At 70.4% G+C, this 15,843-nt stretch carries 10 protein-coding genes and 1 pseudogene; 3 read left to right on the forward strand and 8 right to left on the reverse strand.

All coding sequences use genetic code 11. The features are described from left to right. Nucleotides 1-104: 104 nt before the first annotated feature. From QE410_RS01915 to QE410_RS01925, 3 genes are all read right to left on the reverse strand, one after another. Nucleotides 105-1,109, reverse strand: a complete 1,005-nt coding sequence (locus QE410_RS01915; protein ID WP_307327183.1) for a sugar phosphate isomerase/epimerase — start codon at nt 1,107-1,109, stop codon at nt 105-107. A gap of 28 nt (nt 1,110-1,137) precedes the next feature. Further along, nucleotides 1,138-2,325, reverse strand: coding sequence for a Gfo/Idh/MocA family protein (locus QE410_RS01920; protein ID WP_307334296.1), 1,188 nt, complete (start codon nt 2,323-2,325; stop codon nt 1,138-1,140). A 91-nt stretch (nt 2,326-2,416) separates the two neighbouring features. Next, entirely contained in the window at nt 2,417-3,466 is a 1,050-nt protein-coding gene (locus QE410_RS01925; protein WP_307327185.1) for a substrate-binding domain-containing protein, read from the reverse strand. Between the two features lie 312 nt (nt 3,467-3,778). Between QE410_RS01925 and QE410_RS01930 the strand changes: the two are divergent. The 3 genes and pseudogenes from QE410_RS01930 to QE410_RS01940 all read left to right on the forward strand — a co-directional run bounded on the left by QE410_RS01930 (nt 3,779) and on the right by QE410_RS01940 (nt 7,583). After that, nucleotides 3,779-5,256: pseudogene (locus tag QE410_RS01930) on the forward strand (sugar ABC transporter ATP-binding protein). Next, a complete protein-coding gene (locus QE410_RS01935; protein ID WP_373459313.1) occupies nt 5,253-6,302 on the forward strand; it encodes an ABC transporter permease in 1,050 nt (349 codons plus the stop codon). The pseudogene QE410_RS01930 and the gene QE410_RS01935 overlap by 4 nt, the downstream one beginning before the upstream one ends. Nucleotides 6,303-6,401: 99 nt before the next feature. Then, nucleotides 6,402-7,583 (forward strand): ROK family transcriptional regulator, encoded by a 1,182-nt coding sequence (locus QE410_RS01940; RefSeq protein WP_307327186.1) that lies wholly within the window; start codon nt 6,402-6,404, stop codon nt 7,581-7,583. A 736-nt stretch (nt 7,584-8,319) separates the two neighbouring features. Here QE410_RS01940 and QE410_RS01945 read toward each other — a convergent pair. The 5 genes from QE410_RS01945 to QE410_RS01965 all read right to left on the reverse strand — a co-directional run bounded on the left by QE410_RS01945 (nt 8,320) and on the right by QE410_RS01965 (nt 15,459). Beyond that, nucleotides 8,320-8,517: a hypothetical protein gene (locus QE410_RS01945; RefSeq protein ID WP_307327188.1), complete on the reverse strand. Its 198-nt coding sequence runs from the start codon at nt 8,515-8,517 to the stop codon at nt 8,320-8,322. After that, the gene (locus QE410_RS01950; protein ID WP_307327190.1) at nt 8,468-9,484 is read right to left on the reverse strand and encodes a DUF916 domain-containing protein; all 1,017 of its coding nucleotides are present in this window, start codon (nt 9,482-9,484) and stop codon (nt 8,468-8,470) included. Before QE410_RS01950 ends, QE410_RS01945 begins: the two co-directional genes overlap by 50 nt. Nucleotides 9,485-9,560: 76 nt before the next feature. After that, complete coding sequence (locus tag QE410_RS01955) at nt 9,561-10,832, reverse strand: hypothetical protein (protein WP_307327193.1); 1,272 nt, start codon at nt 10,830-10,832, stop codon at nt 9,561-9,563. A 17-nt stretch (nt 10,833-10,849) separates the two neighbouring features. Continuing rightward, complete coding sequence (locus tag QE410_RS01960) at nt 10,850-11,866, reverse strand: sugar phosphate isomerase/epimerase (protein ID WP_307327195.1); 1,017 nt, start codon at nt 11,864-11,866, stop codon at nt 10,850-10,852. Further along, on the reverse strand, nt 11,863-15,459 hold the full coding sequence (locus QE410_RS01965) for a PQQ-dependent sugar dehydrogenase (protein WP_307327197.1): 3,597 nt from the start codon (nt 15,457-15,459) through the stop codon (nt 11,863-11,865). The genes QE410_RS01960 and QE410_RS01965 overlap by 4 nt, the downstream gene beginning before the upstream one ends. Between the last annotated feature and the right edge of the window lie 384 nt (nt 15,460-15,843).

Here is a 15,843-nt window from a genome sequence, read left to right on the forward strand (position 1 = left end):
GGGCAGAACCGGGGCGAATCCCGCGCGGAGCCCGGGCAGACAGAAGGGCCGGATGCCCCACGCACCCGGCCCTTCCGCGGCTCGCTTCCGCAGCCCCCCGGTGTTCAGCGCGTGCTGAACGCCGCGTCGAACGCCGCGCCCGAGGGCTCGTACGCCGACAGCTTCCGCACGAATCCGAGCGCCTCGGGCGCTCCGACCAGACGGTCCATACCGGCATCCTCCCACTCGACCGACAGCGGACCGTCGTAGCCGATCGCGTTGAGCATGCGGAACGCGTCTTCCCAGGGCACGTCGCCGTGTCCGGTGGAGATGAAGTCCCAGCCGCGGCGCGGATCGGCCCAGGGCAGGTGCGACGACAGGCGGCCGTTGCGGCCGTTGCCGAGACGCTTCTTCGTGTCCTTGCAGTGCACGTGGAAGATCTTGTCCTGGAAGTCCCACAGGAACGCGACCGGGTCGATGTCCTGCCACACCATGTGCGACGGGTCCCAGTTCAGCCCGAACGCCTCGCGGTGCCCGATGGCCTCGAGCGCGCGCTTCGTCGTCCAGTAGTCGTACGCGATCTCCGAGGGGTGCACCTCGTGGGCGAAGCGCACACCGACCTCGTCGAAGACGTCGAGGATCGGGTTCCACCGGTCGGCGAAGTCCCGGTACCCGGCATCCACCATCTCCTCGGTGGCGGGCGGGAACATCGCGACGTACTTCCAGATGCTCGACCCGGTGAAGCCGGTGACGGTCTTCACCCCCAGCTTGGATGCCAGGCGCGCGGTGTTCTTCAGCTCTTCGGCGGCGCGCCGGCGCACGCCCTCGGGGTCGCCGTCGCCCCACACCCGGTCCGAGACGATGTCGCGGTGGCGCTGGTCGATGGGGTCGTCGCAGACGGCCTGGCCCTTCAGGTGGTTGGAGATGGTCCAGACCTTCAGGCCGTTGCGCTCGAGCACGTCGAGCTTGCCTTGCACGTAGGCGTCGTCGTCCCAGCGCCACGGGTCGAGGTGGTCGCCCCAGCAGGCGATCTCGAGCCCGTCGTAGCCCCATTCCCCGGCGAGGCGCGCGACCTCTTCGAAGGGCAGGTCGGCCCACTGGCCGGTGAACAGGGTGATGGGTCGCGTCATCGCGGACGTCCTTTCGACGGGGATGGATTCAGGATGCCGCGAGCACGCGGTCGACGGAAGCGACGGCGGGCGCCGCCTCGACACCGGTCCAGACGCCGTCGGCCGCGGAGCTGCGCGCCACGGCATCCAGCACCTCCTGCACGTGCAGGCCGTCGGCGAACGAGGGTCGGGGGTCGATGTCCGCGGCGACCGCTTCGACGAAGTCCTTCGCCTGGTGCGAGAAGCCGTGCTCGTAGCCCAGCATGTGACCGGTGGGCCACCAGGCGCCGGCATACGGATGGCCGGGCTCGGTCACCAGGATCCGGCGGAAGCCGTGCTCCGTGTCGGGCAGGGTCGCGTCGTAGAGGTGGAGTTCGTTCGGACTCTCGAGGTCGAACGACAGGGAGCCGAGCGATCCGGCGATCTCGACGCGCAGGCCGTTCTTACGGCCCAGGCGGAAGCGGGAGGCCTCGAACGAGGCGAGGGCACCGGATTCGAGGCGTCCCGTGAACAGGGCGAGGTCGTCGACGGTCACGGCGCCGCGCTCGGTCCCCGCCGAGCCCGACAGGCCCGACGACGACGCCAGCACGGGGCGCTCGGCGACGATGGTCTCCAGCACGCCCGCGACGCGGGTGACGCGCTGACCGGTCATGTACTCGGTGATGTCGACGGCGTGGGCCCCGATGTCGCCGAGGGCGCCGGAACCGGCGCGGTCTTTCTGCAGGCGCCATGTCAGGGGCGCTTCGGCGTCGCTGAGCCAGTCCTGCAGGTACTCCGCGCGCACCTGGCGGATGTCGCCGAGACGGCCGGCGGCGATGAGATCGCGGGCGAACGTGGTGGCGGGAAGGCGCCGGTAGGTGAAGCCCACCATGGACCGGATGCCGTTCTCGGCGGCGGCCGCTGCGGCATCCGCCATGCGCCGCGCTTCGTCGACGGTGTTGGCCAGGGGCTTCTCGCACAGCACGTGCTTGCCGGCCGCGAGGGCGGCGATGGCGATCTCGGCGTGCGTGTCACCGGGGGTGACGATGTCGACGACGTCGACGTCGGGACGCTGGACGACCTCGCGCCAGTCCGTCGCGCTCTCGCCCCAGCCCCAGGTGTCGGCGCATTGCTGCGTGCGAGTGGCGTCGCGCCCCACCAGGACGCTCATCTCGGGGGAGCGGGGGAGGTCGAAGAATCGGGGTGCGACGCGCCATCCCTGGGAATGCGCGGCGCCCATGAATCCCGCACCGATCATGGCGATGCGAAGGGGCTGGGTCACGATGGGATCTTTCTCTGGGGGACGGGGAACGGGGCGCCCGCCTCGTCGGCGGACGCCCCGTTCCGGATCAGGACTCGAAGGCGAGATCGATGAAGTCGGCGACGTTGTCCCGCGTGACGACGGGCGCGTCGAGCACGATGCGGTTGGGGACGCTCGGGGTGATGAGGTCGCCCGCGGTCTTGCCCTGCGCGATGAGGCGCGCCAGCGCGATGCCGTCGGCGGCCTGCGTCGACGGGTAGATGACCGTGGCCTGGAGCGGGCTGTCGCCGGCTTCGATGGTCTCCATCGCGTTCCGGCTGCCGGCGCCGCCGACCATGAAGAACTCGTCGCGTCCGGCGGCCGTGATGGCGGCGAGCACGCCGATGCCCTGGTCGTCGTCGTGGTTCCAGATGGCGTCGATCTTCGGGTTGGCCGACAGCAGCTGCGAGGTCGAGGCCTCGCCGCCCTGCACGGTGAAGTCGGCGGCCACGCGGGGGCCGACCTGCAGGCCGCAGTCCGACAGCGCGTCGGCGAAGCCGGCGGAGCGGTCCTGCGTCAGGGGCAGCGAGTCGATGCCGGCGATCTCGGCGACCACGGCGCTGCTGTTGCCCTCGAGCTGCTCGCAGATGTACGTGCCGGCGCTGACGCCCATGCCGTAGTTGTCGCCGAGCACGGTGGAGCGGGCGGCGAAGGGGCTGGAGAACTCACGGTCGACGTTGATGACCGGAATGCCGGCGTTCATCGCCTTGATGGCCACCTCGGTGAGGGCCGCGCCGTCGCTCGGCAGCAGCACGATGGCATCCACGCCGTCGTTGATGAAGGTCTCGACGGCGGCGATCTGCGCGTTGACGTCGTTGGTGCCCTCGGCCTGACGCAGCTCGACGTCCGAGAAGCTCGCGGCGGCGGCGAGCGCGCCGGAGTTGATCGCGCCGAGCCAGCCGTGGTCGGCGGCGGGGCCGGAGAAGCCGATGACGACGGTGTCGCCGGCCGCGGCGTTCTCTTCGGCGGACGTGCCCTGGTCGACGACGTTCTGGGCGTCGTTGTTCGAGCCGGTGCAGCCGGCCAGCAGACCGACCGAGGCGACGACGGCGATACCGGTCAGAACCAGTCGGGAACGCGACTTCCACTGTGAGCGCATGGGTTTCCTCCTTGAATGTGATGCAGCTGGGGTCATCGCGGCCCCGGGTTCGTTCCGGAAGGAAGGGTCCACTTTGACGATCCCCACGCTAGCAGAAGTGTCGATCAAACAAGCAACTTTTGTTTTTCCAGCTGCATAAGTAAGCGAAGCGCTTCGGAGAGGCCGGTCGGGGCGCGGAAAGACGCCCCCGCCCGCGCGCGCACGAGGCGGCATGCTTCGGCGTTTTCGGGGTCGCGCGACCGATGTGCAGCGTGTTATGTTCGCCGAGTGATCAAAGTTGACCATCAGCCGTCATTACTCAGCGTCCGAGGTGTGACGAAGTCCTTCGCCGGCGTCCGGGCTCTGCGCGGCGTCGACCTCGACATCGTGGCCGGCGAGGTGCATTGCGTCCTCGGCCAGAACGGTGCGGGGAAGTCGACGCTGATCAAGACGCTCGCCGGCGTCCATCGCCCTGACGAGGGCGAGATCGTGTGGCTCGGCGAGAACGTCGAGATCGTCGACCCGGATGCCGCCATCGACCTCGGCATCGCCACCATGTATCAGGAGCTCGATGTCGTCGACGGTCTGACGATCGCCGAGAACATCTTCCTCGGGCACGAACTGGCTCGCGGTGGGTTCACCAACCGCGCCGAGGCCGCGCGCCAGACGCGGGAGCTCGCCTGCGGCGTCTCGGACACTCGTCGCTGTCACCGCACACCGAGGTCGGTTCGCTGAGCGCCGCCAACAAGCAGATCGTGAGCATGGCGCGCGCCCTGTCGCACGACATCAAGCTCATCATCATGGACGAGCCCTCCGCCGTCCTCGACACCGAAGAGGTCAAGAACCTCTTCGCGGTCGTTCGCGAGCTCACGGCCGCCGGCATCGCCGTGGTCTACATCACCCACCGTCTCGAGGAGATCCGCGAGATCGGCGACCGCATCACCGTGCTGAAGGACGGCCGCACCACCGCGGTCGGACTCTCCGCCGCCGACACCCCCAAGGCCGAGCTGATCCGTCTGATGACCGGTCGCGAGGTCGCCAACGTCTTCCCCGTGCGCGAGCCCGTGGCATCCGACGCCCCCGTCGTCCTCGACGTGCAGGACCTGGCGCTCAACGGCGTCTTCAGCGACGTGTCGTTCTCGGTGCGCGCGGGTGAGGTCGTGGGCCTCGCCGGTCTCGTCGGCTCGGGACGTTCCGAGATCCTCGAGACCGTCTACGGAGCCCGCCGCGCCAGCGCCGGCACCGTGCGCGTGCGCGAGAAGACCCTGCCCCGCGGGTCGGTGCGCGCCGCCGTCCACGCCGGCATCGGCCTCTCCCCCGAAGAGCGCAAGAGCCAGGGCCTCGTGCTCGACGAGCCCATCTTCATCAACATCGCCCTCGCCTCGATGAAGCGCTTCGCCAAGGGCGGCTTCCTCGACGACCGCGCGGCCCGAAAGGTCGCCCGCGAGCAGATCGACGCGTTCGAGCTGCGCCCGGCCGACCCCGACCGTCCCGCGCGCACCCTCTCGGGCGGCAACCAGCAGAAGATCCTGCTCGCCCGCTGGCTCGTGCACGGCACCAACGTGCTGCTGCTCGACGAACCCACCCGCGGCGTCGACGTCGGCGCCCGCGCCGAGATCTACGCCCTCATCCGCGACCTCGCCGCCGCCGGCAATGCCGTCGTGGTGGTCTCGAGCGAGATCGAGGAGGTACTCGGCCTCGCCGACGTCGTCCTCGTCGTCGCCGACGGCCGCATCCTGAGCACCCTCCCCTCCCATCAGATCGACGAGCACGGCGTGCTCGATCTCGTCATGAAAGGATCCGCCGCGTGAGCGAGCCGACCACCCCGACCCGTGTGCGCACGGCTCCCGTCGAGACCGGCGCCGTCGCCGCTCCCGCACCCGCCCCGACCTGGCGACGCCTCCTCTCCGGCTCCGCCGGGCGCAACATCGGCCTCATCGTCGCGCTGCTGGTGATCGTCGTCGTCGGCGCCGTCACGGCTCCCACGTCGTTCGCCAGCGTCGACAACCTGCTCGTGATCCTGCGACAGGCCTCGATCATCGGTGTGATCAGCATCGGCATGACGCTCGTCATCATCGCCGGCGGCATCGACCTCTCGGTCGGCTCCGTCATGGGTCTGGCCTCGGTGGTGGCCACCCTCGCCGCGGTGCAGGACCTCGCCGACAACCTCCACTGGAGCGTGATGATCCTCATCGCGCTCGCCGTCGGCGTCGGTGCGGGTCTGATCAACGGCATCGTCATCGCCTACGGCAACGTCGTCGCGTTCATGGCGACCCTGGCGATGCTGGTCGGTGCGCGCGGTCTCGCCGAGATCCTGGCCGAACGCCGCACGCTCGTCGTGCAGGACCGCGGCTTCATCACCTTCATGAACTCCGACTTCCTCGGCGTCGACATCCTCATCTGGATCTTCGCCATCGTCGCGGCCTTCGGCTGGGTGCTGCTGAACCGCACCACCTTCGGCCGGCGCACCGTCGCCGTCGGCGGCAACCGCGAGGCCGCACGCCTGGCCGGCATCGACGTGCGGCGCCACACCATGTGGCTGTACGCCATCACCGGCTTGTGCGCCGGCATCGCCGCCGTCATGATCCTGGGCCGCACCACCGCGGGCACCTCGACGCACGGCCAGCTCTACGAACTGGATGCCATCGCGGCGGTCGTCGTGGGAGGAACCCTGCTCATCGGTGGTCGCGGCACGATCACCGGCACGGTGTTCGGCGTGCTGATCTTCGCGACGCTGACGAACGTCTTCATCCAGAACAATCTCTCTTCTTCGGTCCAGGCGGTGGCGAAGGGTGTCATCATCGTGGTCGCGGTGCTTCTGCAGCAGCGCTTCTCCCGTCCTCCCGGACGGGGCTGACAGACCTTATGTCGCGGGCGGCTGCGTTATCTGCGTAGCCGCCTTCGGCATGTGAATCGAACACATGGCAACTAGTGGTGTACTGAGGGCGTGAAGAGGATGACGACAGATTCCGTGCAGTCGGTCAACGGCGTGAGCCAGTTGTTCCAGCTGCTGCGAGACGGGGTCCCGCGCACACGCGCGGAGCTGGCGAAGTCGACGGGACTGGCACGGTCCACCGTCGCCGTGCGCGTCGACGAGCTGATGCGCATGGGCCTCATCACCCCCGTCGCCGACGCCGTCTCCACCGGCGGACGCCCGCCGTCGCAGTTCGCGATCAACCCCGCGGCGAAGGTCGTCGTCGCCGTCGACCTCGGCGCCTCCCACGGCACGGTGGCCATCGCCGACCTGACCGGCAAGGTGCTCTCCGAGCGGCACGGCGAGATCGACATCGCGCTCGGGCCCGAGCCCGTGCTCACGTGGCTCGTCGAAACGGCATCCCTTCTGCTCACCGAATCCGGACGATCGGTCTCCGACGTCGCGGCGATGGGCATCGGAGTGCCCGGCCCGGTGGAGCACTCGACCGGGCAGCCGGTGAACCCCCCGATCATGCCCGGGTGGGACCGCTTCGACATCCCCGGCTGGATCAACCGCCACATCCCCGCGCCGGTGCTCGTCGACAACGACGTCAACATCATGGCGCTGGGTGAGCGCAGCGTCGCCTGGCCGGCCGTGGAGCACTTCATGTTCGTCAAGGTGGCGACCGGTATCGGCACGGGCCTCATCTCCGACGGTCGTCTGCAGCGCGGCGCCCAGGGGATCGCGGGCGACATCGGTCACGTGCAGGTCGCGCGCGGTGCGGACATCCCGTGCCAGTGCGGCAATCGCGGATGCCTCGAGGCCCTGGCATCCGGTCCCGCCATCGCCCGCGCCCTGCGCGCGCAGGGGATCGAGGCGCACACCGGCTCCGACGTGGTCGACCTCGTCAAGCGCGGCAACATCGACGCCATCCAGGCGGTGCGTCAAGCGGGCCGTGACATCGGCGAAGTGCTCACGACGTGCGTGAGCCTGATGAATCCGTCGGTCATCGCCATCGGCGGGTCGATGGCCCGCGTCGGCGAGCACCTCATCGCGGGCGTGCGCGAGGTCGTCTACACCCGCTCCACGCCGCTGGCCACCGAGTACCTCTCGATCGTGCAGTCGGCCGCGGCCGAGAACGCCGCCGTCATCGGCGCGAGCATGCTGGCCGTCGAGCACGCGCTCGCGCCCGAATCGCTGAACGCCGCGTTCCTGCGCGCCTGACCGCAGGTCGCCGCGCGGGGTGCGGCTTCGCTGTTCCCGCGGTGCGGCGGGGTTCTGCCGCCGTGCCGTGGGGCTGTGCCGCCGTGCCGTCCGGCTGCGCCGCCGTGCCGCCGCGCCGCCGTGCCGTCCGGCTGCGCCGCCGTGCGCGTGCGGGGCTCCTGCGGTTCTCGTGGCGGGGCCGTGCGCTGTACTGCACCGCGTGGTGCACGGCTCCTGCAGTTCTGGTGCGGGCGGCTGGCGCGCGGCGGCTGCGGTGACAGTTTGCAGGAGTTGTGCGCGGAGCGGCGGGCGGGGCGCCGAGTTTCCTGTGGGTGAGGACAGCGTCAGTCGCCGGGTTCCCGCGTTGTGTCCGGGTGGGCCTGTGTCGCTCCACGGGCGCACGACTCCTGCGGATCCGATGCGGGCGGCCGGTGCGCGGCGGCTGCGGTGACAGATTGCAGGAGTTGTGCGCGAAGCGGCGGGCGGGGCGCCGGGTTTCCTGCGAGTGAGGGCTGCGCCGGTCGCGCGGTTGCTGCGTTGAGTCCTGGTGGGGGCGGCGCCGCCCCGCGGGTGCAGGGCTCCTGCCGTTCTCGTGCGGGCGGCCGGTTCACGGCTGCCGTGGTGATGTTTTGCAGGAGTTGTGCGCGAAGCGGCGGATGGAGGCGCGAGCACGCGAAACGCCCGCCGTGCCGCAGCACGACGGGCGTGATGGGTCGCTCACGGCGCGGAGTGTCCCTCTCCGCGCCGCGAGCGGGTCTCAGGGGTCGCGGCGCGAAGCGCGCGTCGCGGTGTCGGGGGAGTCGGTGACCACGCCACCCGCGGGCACCGGCTCCGCTTCGGTCGCCGGCGCGGACTCGGCGCGGGCCGCGGCCACCGCGCCGGCGAGCTCCCGGGCGTGGGCGGCCTTACGGCGGCGGGCGGCGACGATGCGCCAGGCGACGAATGCGGCGAGCACGGCGAGGATCGCCAGCGCGGTCCACGGCATCGCGGCCGTGGCGGCCGACCCGGTCGACGTCAGCGGGTCGAGGCTCGACGGCTCCGCGCCGGCGAGGGTGCGCGAGACCGACCTGCGAGGTCGCGGTCACATCGGCCGACAGCAGACCCAGCGGGACGACGGATGCCACCTCGACCGTGCGCTGCAGGCTGCTCCCGGGCAGCAGCTCGGGCGCGTCGTCGGCGGCGCTCACGCTAGCCAGACCGAACGGACCGCCGAGGGCGACGTCGACCGTGGGATCCAAGCGCGTGTTGCCGGTGTTGGTCAGGGTGTAGGTGACGGTCGCCGATCCCGCTTCGACGGGGTTCGCGGTGCCGTGGTAGTCGACGGTCACGTCGTTCACGGTCAGTGCGGGCGCGAGGTCGCCCTGCACCCGCAGGTGCACGCGCGAGCCGAGGCGCCGCTCGGTGATCGTGCCGTTCTCGGCGGTGACGAGCATGGATGCCACGACTCCCGCGGCGTAGTCGCCCGGAGACGCGTCGGCGGGCACGGCGATGGTGAAGGGCACCTCGGCGCTGGCGCCGCTGTCGAGGGTGACCTCGGTGGTCTCGACCTGGACCCAGCTGCCGAGATCGGTGGATGCCACGCCGCCGGCGAGGATGTCGAGGGCACCGTCTTCGGTGAGGAAGCCGTCGGCCGCGTACACGGTGAGCGTGATCGGCGTGGGGCTGCGGTTGGCCACGTAGAGGGCGTCGCCGACCGTACCGCCGGGGGGCAGGTCGTAGGCGTAGTTGGGCCGGTCGCGCCCCTGCGCGGTGTCGGCGGGTCTGACGCTCCACGTCACCGTGGTGTCGGCGGAAGGAGCGGCGGCCGCGAGGGCGGCGGAGGGGGCGCCGGCCGCGGAGGCGGCGACGGGGGTGCCCAGCAGCAGAGCCAGGGCGGCGAAGGAGGAGAGGAGAAGACGGGGGAGGGTGGTCGCCTGGGACATGGGCGTGGCTTTCGTTCGTGAGGAGGGGGTCCGCCGGGGCCGCACTCGAGGCGAGCGCGACCCCGGCGGGAGGGGATCAGCTGAGGGCGGTCAGCGTCACGGTCGCGGTGTAGGTGCCGCGGGGGGTCTCGAGCGGGAGCTTGAGATCCAGGTCGGCGCCCACGAGGGAGCTGCCGCGGGCGTGGCCCTCGTTCGCCGAAGCGAGCGTGCGAGCGACCGACAGGCCCTCGCCCTCGTCGAAGCCCGAGGGAACGGGAGCACCGGCGATCGCGTCGCCCGCGTTCTCGAGCACTTCGGGCGTCCAGCCGAGGTACTTGCTCGACACCTGCTCGCCACCGGCGGTGAAGTCCGACACCTGAGCGGTCAGCGACCATCCGGGGTTGCCGGCGCGGGTGTCCTGGATGCGGATCGGGATGATCTCGCCCTCGGCGTGGAAGTGGTCGAGCTCCTGCTCGGCCACGCCGAGGTCGACGAGGCGCGACGTGCCCTCGATCGACCAGGTGAGCTCGCCCGAACCCTGCTCGGGCACGGTCACGGCGATCGACTGGTCGCCGGTCGGCGGCGCGGTCGGCGCCTCGCCGGTGTAGTCGCCCGTCGTGGATCCCGCCCGCACGCCCGCGCCGAAGACGGCGCCGGGGGTGTTCGCATCGAGCGCCAGGGCGCCGTACACGGTGGTGTTGGCCACGCGCAGGTTGGCCGAGTTGCCCGTGAGCGACAGGTTGCCGCCGACGGTGTTGGCGAAGGCGTCGCTGCCGCCGTCGGCGGTGGCGCCGATGAGCACGTCGCGCGAGCTGCCGCTCACGGTCACATCGCCCTGGACGACCGCGCCGGTCATCGACACGCCCCAGCCGGAGCGGTCGATCGACACGTCGCCGCCGACCGAGGTGCGCACGACGTCGACGTAGTTCGCCTGCTGCGTCAGCAGCGAGCCGGTGATCGCGCTGTCGACGACCTCGACGTCGATGCCGCCGGCTTCGACCGAGCCTCCGACCCGCAGGTCGTTGACGTAGAGGAAGCCCACCGTGGTGTCGGCCGAGTAGGCGCTGATGTCGCCCTCGACGCTGGTGCCGTCGAGCGACACCCCGTAGGCGTCGGTGGCGATGACGTTCCCCGTGACGGTGACGGAGGTGGCATCCAGCCATCCGCCTTCCTCGACGACGATGTCGCCCTCGACGGTGGCGCCTCCGAGGACGCAGTCCGCGCCGCTGGGAACCAGGAGGTTGCCTGAGACGGTCTGGCTGCCCAGGTCGCCGGTGCAGGTCAGGTCGGCCGCGTACGCCGGGACGGCGACGACGCTGCCCCCGATGACGAGGAGGCCGACGGTGGTGAGTTTGATGATCTTCTTCATGTGATCTTCCTCGTCGCTCAGCCGCGCAGGGCCGCGATGTTGTCGTAGCTGCGGTCGGCGTTGGCCAGCGAGTTGCCGGGGTTGATCGGCACGGTGGAGGCGTTGTCCTGCTCGTACATCCCGTACCGCTGTCCGCGGTCGCGCAGCTGCGACAGGAACGCCGTGTAGTCGATGTTCCCGGCGCCGAACTCGACGATCTCGTAGCCGTTGGCGACGTTCGGGTTCAGCTTGCCGTCCTTGAGGTGAAGGATGGGGAAGCGTCTCGGGTCGCGCTTGATGTAATCGATCGGCTCGAAACCGGGGTAGAGGTGCTTTCCGACGTGCGCCCAGTAGACGTCCATCTCGAAGAAGACGAGCTCTCGGTCGAACTCGTCCCACAGCAGGTCGTAGATACGCTCCTGCGTGTCGGACGTGATCGCGAATTCGCCCGCGTGGTTGTGGGCGTAGAGCTTGATGCCCGCGGCCTTCGCCTTCTCGCCCATGCCGTTCCACGTCTGTGCCGCGGTGCGCCACGCCGTCGAGGTGATGCCTTGCGCGATGGCGCCGCCCTGGCCGAGGTGCGGGGTGCCGAGGATGTGGGCGATCTCCAGCTGCTGGTCGATGTTGCCCGGGTTCAGGTTGACGTGCGAGCCCGCGGCGCGAAGCCCGTTGTCGTCGAGCAGCTGACGGATCTCCTGCGGGGTGATCGCGCCGACGTTGCCCTGCGTGTATCCGGCGAACTCGATCTCCGAGTAGCCGATGCGGGCGAGCTCTTCGAACACGGCGCGGAAGCCCAGGGAGCTGACCTTATCGCGGACGGTGAACAGCTGGATGCCGATGCGGTTGACCGGCACCAGGCGCTTGCCGGCGCTGACCGGCGCAGCGGCGGCCGCGGCGCGGGCACCGACAGCGGTGGAAGCGGACGCTGCGGCGGGCATGGCGGCGGCGCCGATGCCGACGGCGACCGACGAGGCGGCCAGGGCCTTGAGCAGCGTGCGCCGGCTCATGGGCCGATCCGGCACCGTGGGGTGCGCGTGGTCGTGGTGGTGACTCATGACTCTCCTTCGAGGTGGGTCCGCCCCGGTGCCGGGACGGCCGAGGGGGTGGTGGGGGCCGCGCGCGGCGACCCCCACCGGGGTGTTACTTCTGGACGGTCAGGCTGGTGCTGCCGCTGCTCTTCGCGATGCCGGCGGATCCGTTGTAGGAGGCCTGCACCTGGTAGGCGCCCACCGTGCTGAGCTTGGGCAGGGTCACCTGGACGGTGCCGTCTGCGCCGAGCGTTCCGGTGAGGGTGGCGACGACCGCGTTGTTGCGGGCGGATGGTCACCGTGGCATCCCCGGTCGGGACGATGCCCGTCGAAGAAACCACCTGGACCGTGGCGGTGGCGGCCACGGCGGGCTTGACCGGCGTGGGCGACACGGCGACCGTGGTCGTCGAGCGAGCCTGCGACACGGTGAGGCGGGCGATACCGGCCGACGTCTTGAACGTCTCGTCGGCGCCGTAGGTGGCTCGCAGGGTGTGCGTGCCGACCGGCAGGTCCGCGGGGAGGGCGATGACGGCGTTGCCGTCGGCGTCCAGCGTTCCGCGGGCGATCTCGTCCTCACCGACCGTCAGCACGACCTCGCCCGAGGGTGCGCCGCCTTCGCCGCGCACCGACACCGTCACGTCGCCGGGGGCGCCGTAGGTGACGCGCGGGGAGGCGAGCGTGACCATCGTCCGCGTGTCGACCGTCGGCTCGTTGGGAGCGTCGAGGTCGATCGTGAACGACACCGAACCCAGCTCCGACACGTTGCCGCCGGTGTCGGTGGCGCGGTAGCGGAGGTCGTACGTGCCGTTCTGGTCGAACGTCACGCCGTACTGCTGGTTGGCGGCGAGGGTCGTCCAGGTCGCACCGTTGTCGCGCGAGTACTGGACGCTGGCGAGCGTGCCGTTGTCGGCGGCCTGCACCGAGAAACGCACCGGCTCGTTGAACACGCCGCCGACGCCCGTGGGGGTGGCCGGGGCGAGGGTGTGCGCGACCGTGGGAGGCGTCACGTCGCCCACGCCGTCGCCGACCATCTTCAGCGAGTCGACCGCGAGCTCGTCGCTCGAGGTGACATAGAGCGCGCCGGTGCCCTCGGGGGCGTCGAACGAGATCTCCACGTCCTTCCACCCGCTGCCGCCCGGGATCTTCGCCGTGGCGAAGGGCGCGGCGTCGGCGGCGCCCCAGCGCAGCTGGACCTCGCCCGCACCGGTGGCCCGCACGATCGCACCGTCGATGCCCGCGAAGTTGACGGGGTCGTAGGCGAGGAAGTCGCCCTGGCCGAGGCCGCGGATGGCGTTGCCGCCGGAGGCGTCCTCGTCGGCGTACACCGTCACGCCCTGGCGGCGGATGGCGTGCTCGGCCTGCTGCTCCTTCGGGTTCAGGCGAACGGTCGCCTCACCCGTCGCGGCCGGGAGGCCGTTGGCGCCGCGGTCGGTGTAGGTGACCACGACCGCGCCGTACAGCAGGGCACCGGGGCCGTGCTCGGGCGAGTTCGGGTCGGTGCGGAAGACGCCCGTGCAGCCGGTGCCCGAGACTTCGGGGTGGGCGTGCTCGTCGTGGCCGAGACCGTAGGTCCAGCTGACGCGGGCGCAGTCCGTGGCGGTGCCGTCCTCGGCATCCTGGGTCGTCACCTTGAACGGGATGGCCTGACCCCAGTCGAAGAACGCACCGTTACCGGGGAACTCCACGGTCACCTCGGGTGCCTGGTTGCCCACCGAGATGGTGCGCGAGGTCAGACCGAAGCGTCCGCCCGCGTCGGTCACCCGCAGGCGCGCGGTGTAGTTGCCGAGCTCCGTGTAGGTGTACGAGGCGGTGGCGCCGGTGGCGTCGAAGGTGCCGTTGCCGTCGAAGTCCCACTCGTAGGTGAGGGCGTCGCCGTCGGGGTCGGTCGAACCCGAGGCGTCGAACTGCACCGTCAGGGGAGCCTGCGACGACGAGGTGGGCGTTGCGGTGAAGCGCGCCTGGGGCGACTTGTTGCCCGCGACGTAGTCGATGCGGTAGAGGCCGGCATCCGGGTTCGCACGGAAGAAGCCGTCACCGTAGTCGAGCACGTACATCGACCCGTCGGGCCCGATCTCCATGTCCATCGGGTTGTCGTGCGGCGGCTGCGCGAGAGCCGTCAGCGCCGAGTTGGGCAGGAAGTCCTCGATCTCGCTGACTTCGAGAGTCTCCCAGTCGAGCGTGAACGCGGCGATGTAATCCTGCGAGAACTCGCCCATGAACGCCTTGCCGTCCCAGTGGCGGGGGAGCTTGGTGGTCGAGGGGTTGGACTCGTCGTAGTGGTAGACCGGTCCGCCCATGGGGCCCTGCCCCACACCCGTACCGAAGTTGACCAGCTCGTCCCGCGGCTGGTCGCCGGGGTTGTCGCCGTACCAGAGGGTGGCGGGCTGCGCGGGCGGCAGGTCGGTGAGACCGCTGTTCCAGCGCGACTCGTTCTTCAGGTTCTGCGGGTCGAAGAACGCGCCGGGGGTGGCGGTGGCGAAGTCCCAGTCGTTGTACGCCTGGTTGTCGGCGTGCGCGTAGGGCCAGCCGGCGTTCTGCGGCTCGTCGAGGCTGACGGCGTTCCATTCCACCAGGCCCATGGGGCCGCGGCCCGCGGTCTCGGCGACGGCCTTGGTGGCGTCGGGGCCGTAGTCGCCCCACGACAGCGAGTTGGTCTCGGCGTCGACCTCGATGCGGAAGGGGTTGCGCACGCCCATCACGAAGATCTCCGGGCGGGTGAGCTCGGTGCCGGGGGCGAAGAGGTTGCCCTCGGGGATCGTGTACGTGCCGTCGTCCTCGACGTGGATGCGCAGGATCTTGCCGCGCAGGTCGTTGGTGTTGCCGGCGCTGCGGCGAGCGTCGAAGCCAGGGTTGTAGCCGGGGGCGTCGTTGTTGGGCGCGAAGCCGTTGGCGCCCGGGGTGGATGCCGGGGTGTTGTCGCCCGTGCTCAGGTAGAGGTTGCCGTCGGCGTCGAAGCCGATGTCAGCGCCCACGTGGCAGCACTGCCCGCGCTGCACCTCGACGTCGAGGATGGCCTGCTCGGTGGAGAGGTCGAGCTGGTCGCCCGTCCACTGGAAGCGGGCGAGGCGGTTCACGCCCACCCACTGGTCCCAGTACGACTCGTCCGCGCCGGCGGGGAGGGTGTTGGGGGCGTTGCCGGTGGGGGTGTCGGCCACGCCGTCGCCGTCGGCGTCACGCGGCGAGTACACGAGGTAGACCCAGTTGTTGTTCTCGAAGTCGGGGTCGAGGGCGACCGTCTGCAGGCCGTCCTCGGAGTTGGCGTAGACGTCGAGGGTGTTGGTGACGCGCGTGACGCCCGTGGCCGGGTCGGTCAGACGCACGTCGCCGTTGCGGGCGGTGTGGAGCACCCGCTTGTCGGGGAGCACCGCGAGGTCGATCGGTTCGCCCACGTTCTTCGTGAGCAGGACGCGCTCGTAGTTGCTCCAGTCGAGGGCGCCGCCGTCTTCGCCGGTGTCGCCCGGGTCGGCGGTTCCGGGATCGGTGGGATCGCCGTGGTCGCCACCGGGATCGGTGACGACGGGGTCGGTCCCGTGGTCGTGTCCCTCGTGGGCGAAGGCCGCCGAGGGGGTTGCGGCGAGGGCGCCCAGGCCCAGCGCGGTGGCCGTGAGGACCGCCGTCAACCGGGACCTTCTGGCCGGATGCCGAGAAGTAGAGTTCATCGTGAATACAGCTCCTGTGAATGCGTGCGAGTTGTTTTCACCGGGTCGCCACACGGTCGGTCTCAACGACTGTTTCGTGGCGGCCCGGGCTCATCGTGCGGTGGCTGTCGGCCACACGCGGGTACGCTCCTCCGCTCTTCGTCGAGTTCGGATGAGGGGTCGCCGATCATCGCCTCTAGGGGCGGGTGTCGGGCGAGCCTCGGGGGGTGAGTCGTTCGCATGGTCGGCGACGTCGCTCGTTGGTCATACTGACCGATGTTTTTCCATAGGTCAATCAAAAGTTGCGTAATCAGTAACCAACAAAAGTCCGTGCGACGCGAAGGTTGTGATCTGCCCTCGTCGCGA

Origin of the sequence: Microbacterium sp. SORGH_AS_1204, from assembly GCF_030818935.1 — a bacterium.
Taxonomy (GTDB): Bacteria; Actinomycetota; Actinomycetes; order Actinomycetales; family Microbacteriaceae; genus Microbacterium.